This window comes from Streptococcus cristatus ATCC 51100, assembly GCF_000222765.1.
GTDB lineage: Bacteria > Bacillota > Bacilli > Lactobacillales > Streptococcaceae > Streptococcus > Streptococcus cristatus.
The window spans coordinates 123,914-143,003 of the sequence record NZ_AFUE01000008.1; the positions used below are offsets into that span (position 1 = coordinate 123,914).

Genomic DNA, 19,090 nt, shown 5'->3' on the forward strand with positions numbered 1-19,090 from the left:
AAAAGACTTGCTATCATAGTATCAGAAGTTAAGACAGGAGAAAAGAACATGTTAGTCCAAGTAAAAAATCTGACCAAAGTTTATGGAGATAAGGTAGCAGTAAATGGCCTGAATTTAGAAATTAAATCAGGCAGTTTCACAGTAATTTTGGGCCCTAATGGAGCAGGAAAGTCGACAACGATTCAGATGTTGATTGGACTTTTACAGTCAACATCAGGGCAAATCATTTATGCAGAACAAACCAAGCTGGGTGTGGTCTTTCAAAATAGTGTGCTGGATGCCAATTTGACAGTAATTGAAAATCTGCGAATCCGTGCCAAGCAGTACAAGCAGGTGGAAACTGGTAAGATTGAGCAATTGATCGAGCAACTAGGACTGGCTAGCTTTGCCAAACAACGCTACGGGACCCTTTCTGGTGGACAAAAGCGACGGGTGGACATTGCCCGTGCGCTGCTCAATAGCCCTGACCTACTTTTTCTGGATGAGCCGACGACAGGCTTGGATATCCAGACTAGAGAAAGCATCTGGAAGCTACTCAAAGACCTGCAGCAGAAGGAAAAGATGACCGTAGTCCTGACCACCCACTATCTAAATGAAGCCGATGATGCGGATAAGATCTATATCGTAGACCATGGTCAAGTCATTGCGCAAGGTTCTGCTGACCAGATCAAGGAGCGCTATGCCCGCAATGTTTTGCGGATTCTGACCTCAGATTCAGAGGGCTTGAAGGCCGCTTTACCGACTAGTTGCGAATGGGAGCAAGGCAAGGAGAATGAGTTTTTCTTTTATCCAGAGACGACCCAAGAAGCGCTGATGTTGCTGAGCCAGCTTGGCTCCTATATTGAACAATTTGAATTTCAACCAGGAACGATGGATGATGCCTTTATGGCTCTGACAGGAAGAGAGGTACGTTAAATGTTAATGCTGATCAAACGAAACTTTTTACTTTATTTTCGCAATCATAGTGGGGTGATCCTATCTCTCTTTGGAGCCATTATTCCCTTTGTTTTATATCTGGTTTTTCTAAAGAACAACATGAAAGGCTCTTGGTCAGACAGTAGCCATGCGACGGAACTGCTCGACTTTTGGCTGATTAGTGGAACGCTGGCTGTTACTGCCTTGACAACCACCCTATCAGCTTTTTCACAACAAACTGAAGATCGAGAAAGAAAGGTGACCGCTGACCTCTTTATCACAGATTTGGGGCAATGGGGCTTGCGGTTTAGTTACTTAATCAGTGCCTTTGTGATTGGCTTTGTCATGCAAGTCTTCATGTTTGCTGTCATGCTGACCTACTTTATTCTAGCGGACAAGATTGCCTTTGACTGGGGGCTTCTTCCCCAGCTGGTCGGACTCATGCTGCTCAATAGCTTGCTGGCAAGTCTCCTAAATGCGCTAGTTGTTCCTTGTTTCAAATCGGTGAATTCCTTGGGGCAATACGCAACGGTCATCGGTGCAGCCTCTGGTTTTCTAGTGGGAACCTATATTCCGATTGGGACTCTGCCCAGCCTTGCCCAAAATCTCATGAAACTGACTCCCTCAACCTACATGGCTTCCCTCTTCAGACAAGTCCTGATGAAGGAGTCTCTGACTAAAGTTTTTGCGGACCAGAGTCAGCTCCAGCAAGAATTTGAGAAGCTCCTAGGTATCCGTATCGAATGGCAACAGCTCTTGACAAGCCAAGAAACATACTATATAGTTGGAGTAGTGCTCACGGTAGCGGCCCTGTTCTGGCTAGGTCAAAATTGGCTGCTGAATCGACGGATGAGCTTCAAGTAAAGAAAGTAGGAGGCCTAGGTTTGCAGACAAGATTTGAAGAAGATGCTCAGATTTCTTCCCAAGACCCGCTGGTCGTCGTGAAAGCGGATCAGCTGGTTGGTGAGGCCAAGGCTGTCCTAGATTATTTGGAAAACTTCAAGGCTGGACCAAGTGGTGTCCTGCCTATTAAGTCGGATGATAAGCTGGTCATGCTCAAGACGGAAGACATTATCTTGGCCGATATCAACCAGACAACCCTGATGATTTACAGCACCGAGGGCGTTTATACAACGACAGAAACGCTGACTCGCTTTCAAAATCGTCTCAATAGTCGCAATTTTATCCAGGTATCTCGCCACGCAGTCATTAACATCGATCATCTGGAATCCTTGTCGGATGGCTTTTCGGGCAACATGACTGCTAAGCTGAGCAATCAGCTCAAAACCGATGTCAGCCGCCGTTATGTCAAGCTGCTTATGGACTATTTGGGAATTTAGGAGGAAAATAATGACCTTTAAAAAAATTCTGATCGGCATGCAGGATGGTCTGAGAACAGGTAGCTTGGTCTTTCTGCTGGTAGGCCTGTTCTCAGGAAAAACATTTTTGTTGACTCCTAGCTCTATTCTCAGTGTCCTCCTTGTCAGCGCCTTGATTGGAGTAGCAAGCTATATCTTTGATGCGACAGATCGCTTTCCATTTCCTTTCCTACTCTTCTGCCACTTTGTAGTGACAGCAACCATCGTTAGTCTAGCTATGATCTGCAATGGCTGGGGGACCATGCTCTTTGGTTGGCCCTTCTGGCTAAGTTTTGTTTTGATTTACCTCTTGGTTTGGTTTCTTGTCTCCGTCGATTCGATGATCAAAACCAAGAAAATCAACGAGGCCTTGAAAAATCGTAGAAAAAACTAATGTATCCAAGACGCAAGCAAGTTTTATCGAGAACTTGTTTGTTTTTTTGTTTAACAAAGGAGCTTTTATCTCAAACTGCCGTCTTCCTTTCAAAGTACGATTTCCGCTTTTCTTGACAAAGATTTTTAAAGTGCTATAATTTGAATGAATAGAAAATTTAATTCATTCACAAAGGGAGAAGGTCATGGACAAAAAAGCTGAATTATTGGCTGAGGCTAGGCAGGTCTTTGCTGAGAAGGGCTATAAAAAGACGAATATTTCAGATATTACCAAGCGTGCTGGCATGGCTGTTGGCTCCTTTTATAAGTATTATGAGTCCAAGGAAGCTATTTTTTTAGAGGTCTATGTAGCGGAGAATAACCGCATACGTGAGGAAACCATGCAGCGCGTGGATTGGCAGGGTGAGCCAGAGGCAGTCGTTGAACAGCTTTTTGCAGTCACTTTTGAGTTGATTTCGCCTAATAAAATTTTAGCGGAGTGGACCAAGCCGGGCATTTCTCAGATCTTGCACGACTACTATAATCAGGATGCTGGCCGAGCGGCCAATGCCTTTCACCAGTTTCTGATTCAGACTTTCAGCCAGCGTTTGCAGGAGAAGGGCTTTTCGCAAGAGGAAGTCGCCCAAATCATGAAGGCTTATGATTTGATCTACTACATCGACATGCATGTGACAGAGCAGGATTTTCCCGGCTATTTTGAGAGTATCGAGACCTTGGTGAAATATTTTTTAAAGGGAATTTTTGCTAAATAAGAATTTCCTTTTCTTGGAAGATGAGGTGAATGAATTTATTAGAATATTCATTCAGATAAGGAGGTGGATTTGTATGATATAGATCGATGGAGAAAGCAAATTAGAGGAAAATATTTTTTTGAGAAGATGTGAATGAACTTTTAGAAATATTCATTCAAATAAGAAAGTGAGGAAATAATAATGAAACAAGGTGGAAATATGTTGAGTGGAAGGACTATTTTTGGGGTTTGTCTAGTTGTGATAGGTCTTTTGACCCTTGGTTATGGTGGGGTGGAATTTGGCTTTGGCCTAAGTTTAGGCTTTCAGTCATTTCTGATTGGTGGTCTCCTTTGTATCTTGGTTGGATTGCTTGTAATGCCGAGCGTGGCGGTAGCTGTCAAGCTGGTGGTCTTGGCCTTGACGACGATCAGTATCTTGCTCTATATTCACAGTATGCCTGATTTAGCATTTCTCTTACAACTAATATCGGATGTGGCGGTTATAGGCTTTGCTGCTTTTCTAGCAGTGCTTCTTTTGAGAAAGTAGGGAGAGGAAATGATTATAGTTTATGATTCGGTAACGGGTGTTGGGAAGCAATTTGCAGAATCGCTGGGTTATCCGACACAAAGCATCAAGGAAAAGTTGGAGGAACCCTGCATTCTCATTACGCGAAATGCTGGGGCTGGGAAAATTCCCTGGTCCACTAAGCGCTTTATTAAGAAACATTCAAGCTTGATTAAGGGTTTTGTCAATAATGGAGATTCGGTGAAGCATGGACGGACCTTCTGCGGGGCGACAGCTTTGATTATCGAAAAATATGGGCTGGCGCATATCTGTGATATTGACCGAGGTGGCAAGGAAGAGGACATCAAACTTGTGCAAGAATACATAGCTGAACTCTAAGAACAGATTATTTATATGATAAATCTATAAGGAAAGGATGGGTGATAATCACTCATCTTTTTTGTAGGAATGTTCGATAAAGTTTGTTTTTCTCCTAATTTAAGGAAAAACGCTCAAAAATATAAAAATGCTTCTTGGCTTATTGAGATAAGCTAGCTTGTTTTATAAAATAGGAGGGAAACGATTATAAAAAAGTAAAGCGTTTTCCTAAAAATGGAAGCGGTTACTAAAAGAAGGAGGATCCTATGGGAAAGGATCATTGGAATCGAAAGAGAGTTTATAGCATAAGGAAGTTTTCTATTGGCGTTTGCTCGATAGTGATTGGAACTTGCTTCCTCTTATTTGGAGTGAGTGTGGCGGGAGCAACTCCAGTTTATGCAGAGGAGACAACTGCGTTGGTTGCTGCAGAAAAGCCCACGGAGGAAAAGCCCGTTGAGGAAGAAGTGACTGCTGAAGCAGTGACAAGTCAGGCAGCGGAGTCTGTTGTGCATTCTCAGGAGGAGAAAAAAGAAGAAAGCCCTCAGCTTGCTAAAGCAGCGGAGGACATTTCAGCAGCATCTCAAAATGGAGAAAAAGAGAATAGCCAAGAAGCTACTCAAGAAAAAGCTGCGCAGCCTGAGATAAAATCTGCGACCAAGGAAGAAGTGAGCCAAATGATCGAAGACAGAAAAGTGAATTTTAATCAGAATTGGCACTTTAAATTAAATGCTAATGCTAAGGAAGCTGTCCAAGCTGAGACGGATATCACATCGTGGAAAAAGTTAGACCTGCCCCATGACTGGAGTATCCACTTTGATTTTGACCATGAGTCGCCTGCACAGAATGAAGGTGGCCAGCTCAATGGTGGAGATGCTTGGTATCGTAAGCCTCTGAAATTAGACGAAAAAGACCTTGATAAAAATGTTCGCCTCACATTTGATGGTGTCTACATGGATTCGCAGGTCTTTGTCAATGGCCAGCTGGTTGGGCATTATCCTAATGGCTACAACCAATTTTCATACGATATCACTAAATACCTCCACAAAGATGGTCGGGAAAATGTCATCGCTGTGCACGTTATCAACAAGCAACCAAGTAGCCGTTGGTATTCAGGAAGCGGGATCTACCGTGATGTGAGTTTGCAAGTAACAGATAAGGTTCATGTTGAGAAAAATGGTACAACTATCTTAACGCCAGAACTTGAGAAACAACAAGACGGTAAGGTTGCTACTCATGTGACGAGTAAGATTGTCAATACAGACGATAAAGACCATGAAATCACAGCAGAATATCAGATTGTCAGACGTGGTGGTGAGGCAGTCACAGACCTCATCCGTACTACTAGCCAAAAGATAAAAGCCCACGAAAGCCGTGCCATTCAGGCAAGCTTAGAAGTAGAAAAACCGGAATTATGGACTGTATTTAATGATAAGCCTGCCTTGTATGAGCTGGTAACACGGGTCTATCGTGATGGTCAGCTCGTCGATGCGAAGAAAGACTTGTTTGGCTATCGTTATTACAACTGGACTCCAAACGAAGGTTTCTCCCTCAATGGCCAGAAGGTCAAGTTCCACGGAGTATCCTTGCACCATGACCACGGGGCTCTAGGAGCAGAGGAAAACTATAAGGCTGAGTATCGTCGCCTCAAGCAAATGAAGGAGATGGGGGTCAACTCCATTCGTACGACCCACAATCCTGCTAGTGAGCAGACTTTGCAGATTGCGGCGGAGCTTGGTCTGATGGTCCAAGAAGAGGCTTTTGACACTTGGTATGGAGGCAAGAAGCCTTATGATTACGGTCGTTTCTTTGAAAAAGATGCGACTCACCCAGAAGCTAAAAAGGGTGAAAAATGGTCTGATTATGACTTGCGGACCATGGTTGAAAGAGGCAAAAATAATCCTGCTATCGTTATGTGGTCAATCGGAAATGAAATCGGTGAGGCTAATGGCGATGCTCATTCGTTAGCGACTGTTAAACGCTTAGTCAAGGTCATCAAGTCAGTTGATAAGACCCGCTATGTCACGATGGGAGCTGACAAATTCCGCTTTGGTGATGGTAGCGGTGGTCATGAAAAGATCGCAGATGAATTGGATGCAGTTGGCTTTAACTACTCAGAAGATAATTACAAAGCCTTACGTGCTAAACATCCAAATTGGTTGATTTATGGTTCTGAAACATCTTCAGCTACTCGTACGCGTGGCAGCTATTTCCATCCAGAGCAAGAATGGGTTGGAAGCAATCAATCTTGGCGCAACTATGAGCAGTCTGACTATGGAAATGACCGTGTTGGCTGGGGTAAAACGGCAACCGCTTCTTGGACCTTTGACCGAGATAATGCGGGCTACGCAGGACAATTTATTTGGACAGGTACAGACTATATCGGTGAGCCAACTCCTTGGCACAACCAAAACAACACACCTGTGAAAAGTTCTTACTTTGGAATAGTGGACACGGCGGGTATTCCGAAAAATGATTACTACCTTTACCAAAGTCAGTGGGTTTCAGCTAAGAAGAAACCGATGGTTCACCTGCTTCCTCACTGGAACTGGGAAGATCAAGACTTGGCAGACAATGTTGCAGATGCTGAAAATAAAATACCAGTCCGTGCATACTCCAACGCTGCCAGTGTCGAATTGTACTTGAACAACCAATCTTTGGGAGTTAAGAAATTTAATAAAAAAGAAACCAGCGATGGTCGTAGCTATCAAGAGGGAGCTAATCCTCAAGAACTCTACCTTGAGTGGAAAGTGGCTTATCAGCCGGGAACTTTGGAAGCTGTAGCTCGTGACGAGCAAGGTAAAGAAATTGCCCGCGACAAGATTGTCACAGCAGGTCAGCCAGCAGGTGTACGCTTGGTCAAGGAAGAACATGCTATCGCAGCAGATGGAAAAGACTTGACCTATATCTACTATGAAATCGTCGATCGTGACGGCAATGTCGTGCCAACTGCTAATAACCTTGTTCGCTTCCAGTTGCATGGACAAGGCCAGCTTGTCGGTGTAGACAATGGTGAGCAAGCCAGTCGTGAACGTTACAAGGAACAAGCAGACGGTTCTTGGATCCGCAAAGCCTTTAACGGTAAAGGGGTTGCCATTGTTAAATCAACAGACCAGGCAGGGAAATTCACCTTAACGGCTCATTCTGGCTTATTAAAATCAGACCATGTGACAGTCTTTACCGGCAAGGACGAGCAGAAAGAAAAGACTGTTTTGGGTACAGAAGTGCCAAAAGTTCGTACAGTTTTGGGACAAGCTCCAAGCTTGCCAGCGACAGTTCCTTTTGTTTACAGTGACGGTAGTCGTGCGGGACGCCCTGTAACTTGGTCACAAGCAGACGTTAGCCACTCAGGTATTGTAACCGTTAAAGGGGAGGCAGACGGTCGCCAAGTAGAAGCACGTGTGGAAGTTTTAGCCGTTGACAGAGAATTGCCAGTTATCAAACGAGTAGCTCCTGGAACGGACTTGAGCGGTGTAGACAAGTCGATCCCACTAGCTCTAACAGACGGCAGTGTCGAACATTATGATGTAGATGAATGGGAAATCGCGCCAGAAGATCAAGCTAAACTGTCTGTGGCAGGCTCTCGTATTCCAATGACCGGCCATCTAGCAGGCGATACCATTTCTGCGACCTTGCTCGTGGAAGAAGGGGAAGCAGCTGGGCCTGTGACGCCACTAGTGACTGTGGATGGTGAGGCATTATCGGACTTGACTAGTCAAAAACCAGTCCATTATCAGAGCCTTTCCTATGGAGCGCAGCTCCCTTCAGTGGCAGCTACAGCTGAAAATGCGGATGTGACAGTGGTTCAAGCCAGTGCTTCAAACGGTATGCGAGCAAATATTTATGTTCAGCCCAAAGATGGCGGAGCCCTGCAAACTTATGCAGTGCAATTCTTAGAAGAAGCTCCTAAAATTGACCATTTGAGTCTCCAAGTTGAGCAAGCAGACGGTCTCAAAGAAGACCAGACTGTCCAATTAACTGTTTTGGCGCACTATCAAGATGGCACTCAGGCAGTTTTACAGGCTGATAAGGTGGCCTTCTCTACGAAAGGTGAAGGAGAAGTTGCCGTTCGTAAAGGAAGCTTAGAACTGCACAAACCAGGAAATGTGACTCTGAAAGCAGAGTATGACGGTGCTGAAGGGCAAGTGGAACTAGCGATTCAAGCCAATACGGAGAAGAAAGTGGTTCAAGCAGTCCGCCCAGTCCATGTGGTAACAGACTTGCATCAAGAACCAAAACTGCCAACAACCGTGACGGTTGAGTACGACAAAGGCTTCCCTAAAGTTCATAAGGTTACTTGGCAGGCTGTAGAAAAAGAAAAACTTGAACGCTACCATACTTTTGAAGTAGTCGGAAAAGTTGAAGGTATTGAGCAGGAAGCGCGTGCTAAGGTGTCTGTGGAAGGCATTGTCGCAGTAGAGGAAGTCAGCGTGACAACCCCACTTGCGGAAGCACCACACCTGCCAGAGAGTGTCCGGACTTACCATTCAAATGGGCAAGTTTCCTCAGCAAAAGTCACTTGGGATGCTATTTCGCCAAGTCAATATCAAAAAGAAGGTGTCTTCACGGTCACTGGTCAGGTAGAAGGCAGTCAGTTGCCAACCAAACTCCATGTCCGTGTATCTGCTAAGACCGAAAATGGAGCCAATATTTCTGACCAATGGACAGGTTCAGAATTGCCACTGGCCTTTGCTTCGGACTCCAATCCAAGTGACCCAGTATCTTATGTCAATGATAAGGTGATTTCTTACAATGACCAACCAGCCAATCGTTGGACAAACTGGAACCGTCAAGATGAGGCTTCAGTGGGCGTTCTCTTTGGAGATTCTGGTATTATGACTAAGCGGGCAGTAGACAATCTGAACGTAGCCTTCCACGAAGATCACGGCGTTGGGGCTCCGAAATCCTACGTGATCGAGTATTATGCTGGCAAGGCCGTGCCGACCGCGCCTAAAAATCCTAGCTTTGTCGAAAGCGAGGAGCATGTCTTCAACGATGCTGCCAACTGGAAACCAGTGACCAACCTCAAAGCACCAGATCAACTCAAAGCTGGGGAAATGAATCACTTTAACTTTGATAAAGTCGATACTTATGCCCTTCGGATTCGTATGGTAAGAGCGGATGACAAGTGGGGAACCTCGATCACAGAAGTCCAAATCTTCTCGAAACAAGTGGTTGCAGCGAAAGAGGCAGAAACTCGTATCCAAGTGGCTGGTCAAGACTTGCCAAACTTTAACCCAAGCTTGACTGACTATTATCTCCCAGCTAATGACGGAAGAGTACCAGCAGTAACTGCTAGTGTCAGCAATAATGGTCTGGCAACAGTCGTGCCAAGTGTCCATGAGGGAGATCCTGTTCGTGTTGTCGTGAAAGCAGAAAATGGGGATATCCTCGGGGAATACCGTCTCCACTTTACAAATGATAAAGACTTGCTGGCTCGCAAACCAGTAGCAACGGTGAAACAGTCTCGCTTGCTTCACCTAGGTCAAAGCCTAGACTTGCCAAATAAAGTTCCTGTTTACTTCACTGGTAAATCAGACTATGAAGTCAAAGACCTGACTGTTGAATGGGAGCCAGTTCCAGCTGAAAATCTGGCAAAAGCTGGCGAATTTACTGTTCGAGGTCGCCTGCTAGGTAGTGGACTACCTGTCGAGCTCTCTGTCCGAGTGACCGACAAGCAGGGCGCGTCTGTGTCAGACAATCCATATTATGATGAAAATGGTAATCAAGCCTTTGCTTCAGCGACCAATGATATTGACCCAGGTTCTCATGACCGTGTGGACTATATCAATGATGGGGATCATGATGATAGTCGTCGTTGGACCAATTGGTCTGCCACTCCGTCAGCGAATCCAGAAGTCTCAGTAGGTGTCATCTTCAAGAACCAAGGCAAGATTGTCAAGCGGACGGTCGTTCAAGCCAAACTGCGCTTCTTTGCCGATAGCGGAACAGATGCACCATCTAAGCTTGTTTTAGAGCGCTATGTTGGACCAGATTTTGATGCTCCTGTCTATTACTCAAACTATCAAGCCTACGAGCCGAATCATCCGTTTAACAACCCTGACAACTGGGAAGCTGTTCCATATAACATCAACCAAGAAATCCAGGCAGGTACGGAACTTACAGCAAGCTTTAACGCTGTCAAGTCGAAAGCGATGAGATGGCGGATGGAAAGAAAAGATGACAAGAACGGGGTTGCTCTGACGGAGATGACTTTCTTGGCACCAAGCGAATTGGCTAAGGAAAGTACAAATTCTAAGATTTTGGTAGATGGAAAAGAACTACCAGACTTCTCTCAAGAGCGTCAGAATTACCAAGTGACTTATACTGGTCAACGTCCGAAGATTACAGTAGCAGAGAGCGACCAAGTAGCTTCAACGGTTGTGGATAGTGGAGATGATCATTTGCCAGTCTTGGTGCGCCTTGTTTCAGAAAATGGTAAGCAGTTCAAGGAATACCGCATCCAATTGACCAAGGAAAAACCAGTGACTGGGAAAACTGCAGCCGCTGTCCAAGAGGAACTTCCAAGTCTAGAAGTCCTCGAACAAGAGCTCAACTTCCAAACAGTTGAAAAAGAGGATCCGACGCTCAAACTAGGAGAAAAGCGTGTGGCTCAAGAAGGCCAAAATGGTCAGGAACGAGTTCTCACAGAAGTTTACCCAGATGGCAAGCGAGCAGAAAAGCTACGAGAAGTTCTCCAAGCTCCGACAGATCGAATCATACTCATCGGAACGAAGAAAGAGACGCCTCAGCCATCACCTGAAACTCACCATGTGACTCCTCAAAAACCAGAAGAGACTGGTAAGGGCGAAACTCGGATTGTAGAAGTTGAGAAAGGTCAAAGCCCGACTCAGCCAGCAGCAGAAAGACCTGCTCAAGCACCAGTAAAAGCTGAAGAAGAGCCAAAGGCTAAAGAAGCAAAATCGGAAGCTAGAAAAGCAAGTCAAATAGACAGTGGTCGTTTGCCAAACACAGGAAACCGTTCTGCACAGCTAGCAGTACTGGCAGGAATGGGATTGTTAGGCTTAGTAGCTAGTCTTGTAGCAAAACTAAAGAAAAAAGAAGATTAAGTCTCGTAGAGGATTAATCTTGGCAACTAAAGCTGTCGAATGAAGGGAGTGGGACAGAAATCGGTAATTCGTTAAAATTCGATTTCGTCGTCCCACCTCCGCACAGTTGAGTAGGGCTGTAAAAGCTGATGAAATCAGCGTAGTAGAGCCCACTCAACCACTGCGTCTTGCTCGACAATCCAAAGACAATTGAGAGGCTAGGACTTTTGTCCCAGCCTCTTTTGCTGTTTTTCCTAGGAAATTGTAGAAAATAGAGCAACTGAACTATCAATCGTCAAATTTTCTATTTAAGATGACAAAAATGTAAGTTTAAAGTTTAAAATGAAAGGTTATTCGATGGTAGCGGGACGGGGAATTTTATATCATATAGGTGTAAGGAAAAACAAATCAAAAATAATATCCAAATAAAAGGAGGCCCACTATGAAAACAAATCTCTTCAACCATAAACAAAAAACACAAATGGCGCAAAAAATTTCTAAGGAAGAAATCGAAAAAACTAGACTGGGCTGTGCATCAAGCCAGTATTACTTCTGGTTACAATATAGTCATTAAGAAGCAGATGTAGTGAAGGGGTTGGAGAGTGGGACAGAAATCGGTAATTCGTTAGAATTCGATTTCGTCGTCCCACCTCCGCACAGTTGAGTAGGGCTGTAAAAGCTGATGAAATCAGCGTAGTAGAGCCCACTCAACCACTGCGTCTTGCTCGACAATCCAAAGACAATTGAGAGGCTTGGACTTTTGTCCCAGTCCTACCGCCTTTTTGATCAAATAGAACTGAAAGTTCAGAGAGGCAAACTGGGAAGCAGCCTAAATCATACAGCCTGCTCTATCTAATGAACATCAGTTTTTCCAGCACTGGAAGATCGCTAAGTGACAAAAATGTAAGATTAGAGTCCAAAATGAAAGATTAGCTTATGGAAACTTATCGGGCTTTTCGGTATGATAATAGTATCGTTTTTAGTTCGCTTTCAGTAGGAGGCAGTAGCTCAGGCAATAGTAGAGCAGAGCTAGCTAATAAAGCATTGAAAGATAAGCTAAATAACCATTTTACACATAAATAAAAAGAGGTTTAAGTATGACATTATTAGATGTACAACACGTGAAAAAGATTTATAAAACCCGCTTTCAGGGCAGCCAAGTAGAGGCGCTAAAGGACATTCACTTTACAGTGGAGAAAGGCGAGTATGTCGCCATCATGGGTGAGTCGGGCTCTGGGAAATCCACCCTGCTCAACATCCTAGCTATGCTGGACAAGCCGACTGAGGGTCGCGTCTTTCTCAATGGAACTGACACGGCAACCATCAAGAACAGCCAGGCTTCCAGCTTCCGCCGGGAGAAATTAGGCTTTGTCTTTCAAGATTTCAACTTGCTGGATACTCTGTCGGTCAAGGATAATATCCTGCTGCCTTTGGTGCTCTCTCGTCGTCCTATTACCGAGATGATGCAAAAGCTGGTCACCACCTGCAACGAGCTGGGGATTAACAAACTCCAAGAGAAGTTTCCATATGAAATTTCTGGTGGTCAGAAGCAGCGGGTGGCAGTAGCCCGCGCTATTATCACTGAGCCTGAGATTTTGTTGGCGGATGAGCCGACAGGAGCCTTGGATTCTAAGTCTTCGGCAGCTCTTTTGGATGTCTTTGATGACATCAACGACCGCGGCCAGACTATTCTCATGGTAACCCACTCGACTTCGGCAGCCAGTCGGGCCAAGCGGGTGCTCTTTATCAAGGATGGGATTCTCTACAATCAAATCTTCCGTGGCAACAAGACCGAGCGGCAGATGTTCCAAGAGATTTCCGATACGCTGACAGTTATGGCAAGTGAGGTGGAAGCTCATGCTTAGATTAACTAGTAAGCTTGCGCTTTCTAACTTAATCAAAAATCGTAAGCTTTATTATCCTTTCGCTCTGGCGACCTGTCTGGCTATCGCCATCTCCTACATCTTTTTCTCTCTGACCTTTAATCCTAATTTAGTAAAAATGACGGGGGCAAGCGCCGTTTCTATGGTGCTATCTTTTGGAATGGTGATTGTCAGCATCACGACCAGCATTATCGTCTTTTATGCTAATAGCTTTGTTTTCAAGAATCGCTCCAAAGAGCTGGGTCTCTACAGTGTGCTAGGGCTCAATAAATTCCACCTCTTTGTCATGGTGGTAATCGAATTACTGGTATTTGGTCTGGTCACTCTTATCCTTGGACTAGGGATTGGGCTCTTATTTGACCAGTTGATCTATGCTCTCTTGCTGAAAATCATGGCGATAAAGGTCGTCTTGGTGTCAACTTTTCAGCCTGCTGTCGTTATCGCGGTTGCTGTTTTCTACGCCTTTGTCTTTTTCTGCTTGATGATTAGCAATGGTCTGCGCCTGAGAAAGCTTGATGCGCTGCAATTAGTCAAAGAAAAGAATAGCGGAGAAAAGAAAAGTCGCTTTTTATTCCTACAAACGCTACTTGGACTGGCAGCCTTGGCATACGGTTACTTCCTTGCATTAGGAGTGACCAATCCTTTATCAGCAGTCTTTACATTCTTTGTCGCGGTGCTCTTTGTGATTTTAGGCACCTATCTGCTCTTTAATGCTGGAATTACAGTCTTTCTACAATTTTTGAAAAAGAGGAAGTCCTATTATTACCAACCTAATAATATGATTTCCGTTTCCAACCTGATTTTCCGCATGAAGAAAAACGCGGTGGGTCTGGCAACAATTGCTATCCTATCAACCATGGTTTTGGTAACCTTATCTGGCGGAGCTAATATCTATGCTGGCGGTGACTACATGCAAAAGGCTATGTTTCCTCATGACTTTAGCATTCAAGGAAAAGGAACCACAGGTGAGCAGATGGACCAAGTGCTGACAGAGTTTGTGAATGAACAGCAGTTACCAGTCACAAAGAAAGGTGTCTATCCATACTATACGATGGGAGTGACAAGTCGTGCTGGCAACCAGCTTGATATCAATGCTGCCGCTCAAAAATTTGTCACACCGAAAACGTATATTTTGGCTATTTCAGAAGCGGATTATCAGAATATGACGGGGAAAAGTCTTGATCTTGGGGATGATGAAGTGGCACTTTATCAGCAAGGTGTGAAGTTAGATTCCAAGCAAGACTTGCAGCTGGCTGGTCAAACCTTTAAAATAAAAGAAGAACTCAAAGAAGACTTTATCTTTGGTCATTTACCCGATCAGATGAACATGATCGTCCCAGAGAAAATCTACATGGTGCTTAAAAATCCTGACCAAATCTTCTCTGCAATGACGGATAAATATGCTGTAAACCTTAATTATTATGGCTGGCTTGATACAAAGCTGTCAACGGAAGAACAGCGTAATCTGAGGGATGCTTACCAAGAAAAATTGCAGCAGTTTAATCAGACCTTGCCTGAAAATCAAGCGGTCTATGGTTCGGTAACAGCTTTTGATAAGCAAGAAATCAAAGGCATGCTGGGTGGCATGTTCTTCATTGGCATCTTCCTATCAATCGTCTTTATGCTGGGAACCATCCTCATCATCTACTACAAGCAGATTTCAGAAGGGTACGAGGATCGGGATCGCTTTGTGATTCTACAAAAGGTTGGTCTGGATGAGAAGCAAATCAGACAAACCATTCGGAAACAGATCTTGATTGTTTTCTTCCTGCCGCTGGCCTTTGCCTTTATCCATCTGACCTTTGCCTATCATATGCTGAGCTTGATCTTGTCTGCTCTTGGTGTTCTTAACTCAGCTCTCATGCTGGCTGTGACACTGGGTGTCTGTGCAATCTTCTTTATCAGCTATGTGATTGTCTTCATGATTACTTCTCGCAGTTATCGTAAAATTGTCTCTATGTAAGAAGTTGGGATTTCCCAGCTTCTTATTTTGCATTTCTTTGCCAAACGATAAAGTGGCATTTTAAAAGAGACTTTGGTAAATCCAATAATCTATGATATAATAAACCATCTATGCTTTGGAGGGAGATTTTATGAATATTTTTCGAAAAAAAGATGCCAGTAAAAACAGGACGGGAATGCGGCGGCACCTGAAACTGATGGATTTGATTCTTTTAGGGATCGGTGCCATGGTTGGTACAGGGATTTTCACGGTTACAGGAATTGGAGCGGCGACTTATGCTGGTCCAGCTCTGATTGTGTCGATCGTGATTTCTGCCCTATGTGTCAGCATCTCTGCCCTATTTTATGCGGAATTTGCCTCTCGAGTTCCAGCTAATGGCGGAGCTTACAGCTATATTTACGCTGTTTTAGGGGAATTTCCGGCTTGGCTGGCTGGTTGGCTGACCATCATGGAATTTATGACAGCTATATCAGGTGTGGCTTCTGGCTGGGGTTCTTACTTGAAAGGGCTTTTGAGCGGCTTTCATATCCAGCTACCGACAGCCTTGAATGGCACATTCAATCCAAAAGCAGGTACTTATGTGGATCTGTTGCCTATTCTGGTTTTGGTCTTTGTGACAGGCGTAGTACTTCTAAACTCAAAAGCAGCCCTGCGCTTTAACTCAGCCTTGGTCGTCCTAAAATTCTCAGCTTTGGCTCTCTTTATTCTCGTTGGGCTTTTCCATCTTCGACCTGAGAATTGGTCTAATTTTGCGCCTTTCGGTTTTGGCCAGATCTATGGCGGACAGACGGGGATTATGGCTGGAGCTTCTCTGATGTTCTTTGCTTTTCTGGGCTTTGAGTCGATTTCTATGTCTGTGGATGAGATCAAAGAGCCTCAAAAAAATGTGCCGCGCGGCATTGTTCTTTCCCTTGGGATTGTGACCATACTCTATATCTTAGTAACCTTGGTCTTGACAGGCTTGGTCCACTATACCAAGCTAAATGTTCCAGATGCAGTAGCTTTCTCACTTCGCAGTATTGGGTTGGATTGGGCGGCCAATTATGTTTCTATCGTAGCGATTTTAACCTTGATTACCGTCTGCATCTCCATGACCTATGCCTTGTCTCGGATGATTTACAGTATAGCGCGCGACGGACTTTTACCGCGATCTTTCAAGGAATTAACTGCTACTAGCCGTGTGCCTCAAAATGCTACCATCTTAGTGGGGATTGCCTCAGCTATTTGTGCGGGTATCTTTCCTCTTGCTAGCATCGCCTCTTTCCTCAATATCTGTACCTTGACTTATCTGATTATGCTGGCCTTTGCCATTTTGAAGTTGCGGAAGGAAAAGGGACAGCCCAAGGCAGGAGAGTTTAAAACTCCGCTGGTGCCTCTAACTCCGATTTTATCTATTATCATCTGCCTTTCCTTTATGACTCAGTACACGTGGGATACTTGGTTGGCCTTTGGAATCGCTCTTCTTTTGGGAATTTTGATTTACTTTGGTTATGGTTACCGCCATTCAGAAATAGAAGTGAAAGAAAGATAGTGTAAAAAAGTTGTTCTGAACAGAACGTAGAGGGAGAAAAGAATGAAGAGTTTTAACCTAACGAAAAAGAAGAAAGTTTGGCTGTTTACGCTTGCTTTGCTTGCTCTTATCTTACTAGCGATTGTAATCAATATCCAGCTGAATCAACCTGAACATATGAGCGCTGACTATGTTGGTCTTTGGAAGTCAAGATGGCATGAGGAAAATAAAGACTGGCTCTATCCTCTGAAAAATATTTGTCTTCTTATTCTGGCAGTTCTAGCTGGTTCTGGTCTCATGATTGCATTTTCCAAGAGTGAAAGATGGAAATAAGCTTTTGAAAATATGGCATCCAGCCCGATGTCCTAACAGACCAGCCTTTAGAAGAGGCGGAGTCTTGGTTGAAGGGATAGATAGGAGAATAGTTTATTGAAAGCAGTCAAAGAGACTGCTTTTCTGCTATAATAAAGAGAAGAATGAGGTGACAGATGATTCGTAAAGTAAAACTAAGAGACGCCGCAGCCATTCAGCGGCTCAATGCTGAGTGCTTGGGTTATGATTTCGATAGGGACGCTACGGAGGCTCAACTGAAGAGGCTGCTAGAGAATGACCAGCATTTGATTTTGGTTGCTGAAGAAGACGGACAGGTCATAGGCTACGCCCATGCGGCTAGCTACGACTGTCTCTATTTCCCGTCCTTGCTCAATCTCTTGGCTTTGGCCGTCGCTCAGGATTTTCAAGGGCGGGGACACGGCAGAGCGATGATGCAAGCTTTGCGTGAAGAGGCAAAAGCGGCAGGCTACACAGGGATTCGCATTAATTCAGGCATTTCCCGCTCCGCAGCCCATGAATTTTACCGCAGCCTCGGCTGCAGCGAAAAAGCAGACCAGAAACGATTTTATTGGGGATTTTAGAGAAAAGAGGAGTAGATGATGATTGAACCACTAAGCCAGCAGCATGCTTTAGAAATTGCTAACGACTGGCATTACGAGACGCCTTATGACTTTTATGATATGGAAAATGATCTGGAGGATTATGAAGAAATAGTCTCCCCTGAAGCGCGTGGGGACCGTTATTATCAAGTCCTGAGAGAAGGGAAACTCTATGGATTTTTCTGCTTAGAGCAGAAAGGAGAGCGAACTTTGGAGCTTGGTTTGGGGATGAAGCCGGAGCACTGCGGAAAAGGTCAGGGCGCTGTATTTTTGCAGGAAATTCTGGACTTTATCATAGCAAATTTTGCGCCCCAAGTCCTAAGTCTATCCGTGGCTGACTTCAATCACCGAGCCCAGCAGCTTTATCTCAACATGGGCTTTGAAGTGGTGAGGCGCATTCCGCAGGAAAGCAATGGCGATATTCATCTATTTGTGGAGATGGAGAAGGAGCTTTAACTTACCTATGACTGCTAGTAGCATATTTTGATAAGAGTATTAATAAACAAAAGGAGAAAACTATGACATTTGAAGAAATTTTACCTGGCCTTAAGGCCAAGAAAAAATATGTTCGTACAGGCTGGGGCGGGGCGGAAAACTACGTCCAGCTCTTTGACACGATTGAGCAGAATGGGGTGGCCCTCGAAGTGACACCGTATTTCCTCATCAATGTTTCAGGCGAAGGGGAGGGCTTCTCTATGTGGAGTCCGACTCCTTGTGATGTGCTCGCGACAGATTGGGTAGAAGTAGATGACTAAGACAGTATTGGTGACGGGAGCCAGCTCGGGCATCGGCCGAGCTCAGGCTCTGACCTTTTTGGAAAATGGCTACCGCGTTTATGGGGTAGATAAGGGTGAAAATCCGGGGTTTCTAAATGAACTACGTTTTTTTAAAATGGATTTGACAGAGGATTTGACACCGCTCTTCACTAGCTTGCCTGAAGTGGACATTCTCTGTAATACGGCCGGTATTTTGGACGATTATCGTCCCTTGCACGAGACAAGTGACGAGGATTGGGAGCGGATTTTTGCGCTGAATCTGACCGCAACCATGAAAATCACTCGTTTTTACCTTCAGAAAATGCTGGAGAAAAAGTCTGGTATCATCATTAATATGTGCTCGATTGCCAGTTTTCTGGCTGGTGGCGGCGGTGCTGCCTATACAGCCTCTAAGCATGCTCTAGCTGGCTTGACCAAGCAGATAGCCCTGGACTATGCGGATCAAAATATCCAAGTCTTTGGCCTAGCGCCAGGCGCTGTCAAGACAGCAATGACTGCCGCAGATTTTGAGCCAGGCGGAGTGGCAGACTGGGTTGCTGAGGAAACGCCGATCAAGCGCTGGCTGGCTCCTCAAGAAGTAGCTGATGTCAGCCTCTTTCTGGCAAGCGGTAAGGCAGCTGCTATGCAGGGCGAGATTATCAAAATCGACGGCGGCTGGAGTTTGAAGTAGGGGATTTACTGAGTTTAGGGACATCATCCAT

At 44.7% G+C, this 19,090-nt stretch carries 17 protein-coding genes; all 17 read left to right on the forward strand.

Features of this window, described 5'->3' with window-relative positions; genetic code table 11:
* The first annotated feature begins 48 nt into the window (after positions 1-48).
* A complete protein-coding gene (locus tag HMPREF9960_RS07335; protein WP_037586309.1) occupies positions 49-915 on the forward strand; it encodes an ABC transporter ATP-binding protein in 867 nt (288 codons plus the stop codon).
* Positions 916-1,779: an ABC transporter permease gene (locus HMPREF9960_RS07340; RefSeq protein ID WP_005590966.1), complete on the forward strand. Its 864-nt coding sequence runs from the start codon at positions 916-918 to the stop codon at positions 1,777-1,779. It begins immediately after the preceding gene.
* Positions 1,780-1,799: 20 nt separating this feature from the next.
* The gene (locus HMPREF9960_RS07345) at positions 1,800-2,255 is read left to right on the forward strand and encodes a LytTR family DNA-binding domain-containing protein (RefSeq protein WP_005592352.1); all 456 of its coding nucleotides are present in this window, start codon (positions 1,800-1,802) and stop codon (positions 2,253-2,255) included.
* Between the two features lie 10 nt (positions 2,256-2,265).
* Positions 2,266-2,667, forward strand: a complete 402-nt coding sequence (locus tag HMPREF9960_RS07350; protein ID WP_005590963.1) for a DUF3021 domain-containing protein — start codon at positions 2,266-2,268, stop codon at positions 2,665-2,667.
* 184 nt (positions 2,668-2,851) lie between these two features.
* Complete coding sequence (locus tag HMPREF9960_RS07355; protein WP_005590962.1) at positions 2,852-3,418, forward strand: TetR/AcrR family transcriptional regulator; 567 nt, start codon at positions 2,852-2,854, stop codon at positions 3,416-3,418.
* A 180-nt stretch (positions 3,419-3,598) separates the two neighbouring features.
* Complete coding sequence (locus HMPREF9960_RS07360) at positions 3,599-3,943, forward strand: hypothetical protein (protein ID WP_005590960.1); 345 nt, start codon at positions 3,599-3,601, stop codon at positions 3,941-3,943.
* A gap of 9 nt (positions 3,944-3,952) precedes the next feature.
* Entirely contained in the window at positions 3,953-4,300 is a 348-nt protein-coding gene (locus HMPREF9960_RS07365; RefSeq protein WP_005590959.1) for a class Ib ribonucleoside-diphosphate reductase assembly flavoprotein NrdI, read from the forward strand.
* 245 nt (positions 4,301-4,545) lie between these two features.
* A complete protein-coding gene (bgaA, locus tag HMPREF9960_RS07370) occupies positions 4,546-11,346 on the forward strand; it encodes an LPXTG-anchored adhesin/beta-galactosidase BgaA (protein ID WP_005590957.1) in 6,801 nt (2,266 codons plus the stop codon).
* A 421-nt stretch (positions 11,347-11,767) separates the two neighbouring features.
* A complete protein-coding gene (locus HMPREF9960_RS10835) occupies positions 11,768-11,899 on the forward strand; it encodes a hypothetical protein (RefSeq protein WP_005590956.1) in 132 nt (43 codons plus the stop codon).
* 523 nt (positions 11,900-12,422) lie between these two features.
* Entirely contained in the window at positions 12,423-13,190 is a 768-nt protein-coding gene (locus HMPREF9960_RS07375) for an ABC transporter ATP-binding protein (RefSeq protein WP_005590953.1), read from the forward strand.
* Positions 13,183-15,171: an ABC transporter permease gene (locus HMPREF9960_RS07380; RefSeq protein WP_005590950.1), complete on the forward strand. Its 1,989-nt coding sequence runs from the start codon at positions 13,183-13,185 to the stop codon at positions 15,169-15,171. Before HMPREF9960_RS07375 ends, HMPREF9960_RS07380 begins: the two co-directional genes overlap by 8 nt.
* 130 nt (positions 15,172-15,301) lie before the next feature.
* Complete coding sequence (locus HMPREF9960_RS07385; protein WP_005590948.1) at positions 15,302-16,702, forward strand: amino acid permease; 1,401 nt, start codon at positions 15,302-15,304, stop codon at positions 16,700-16,702.
* Positions 16,703-16,744: 42 nt separating this feature from the next.
* Positions 16,745-17,014: a hypothetical protein gene (locus HMPREF9960_RS07390; protein WP_005590946.1), complete on the forward strand. Its 270-nt coding sequence runs from the start codon at positions 16,745-16,747 to the stop codon at positions 17,012-17,014.
* 155 nt (positions 17,015-17,169) lie between these two features.
* On the forward strand, positions 17,170-17,595 hold the full coding sequence (locus HMPREF9960_RS07395; RefSeq protein WP_005590945.1) for a GNAT family N-acetyltransferase: 426 nt from the start codon (positions 17,170-17,172) through the stop codon (positions 17,593-17,595).
* Between the two features lie 15 nt (positions 17,596-17,610).
* Positions 17,611-18,069: a GNAT family N-acetyltransferase gene (locus tag HMPREF9960_RS07400; RefSeq protein ID WP_005590944.1), complete on the forward strand. Its 459-nt coding sequence runs from the start codon at positions 17,611-17,613 to the stop codon at positions 18,067-18,069.
* 62 nt (positions 18,070-18,131) lie between these two features.
* Positions 18,132-18,368 carry a DUF2829 domain-containing protein gene (locus HMPREF9960_RS07405; RefSeq protein ID WP_002899859.1) on the forward strand — a complete coding sequence of 79 codons (237 nt, stop codon included), beginning with the start codon at positions 18,132-18,134 and terminating at the stop codon, positions 18,366-18,368.
* Complete coding sequence (locus HMPREF9960_RS07410; protein WP_005590941.1) at positions 18,361-19,059, forward strand: 3-oxoacyl-ACP reductase; 699 nt, start codon at positions 18,361-18,363, stop codon at positions 19,057-19,059. Before HMPREF9960_RS07405 ends, HMPREF9960_RS07410 begins: the two co-directional genes overlap by 8 nt.
* Positions 19,060-19,090 lie beyond the last annotated feature (31 nt).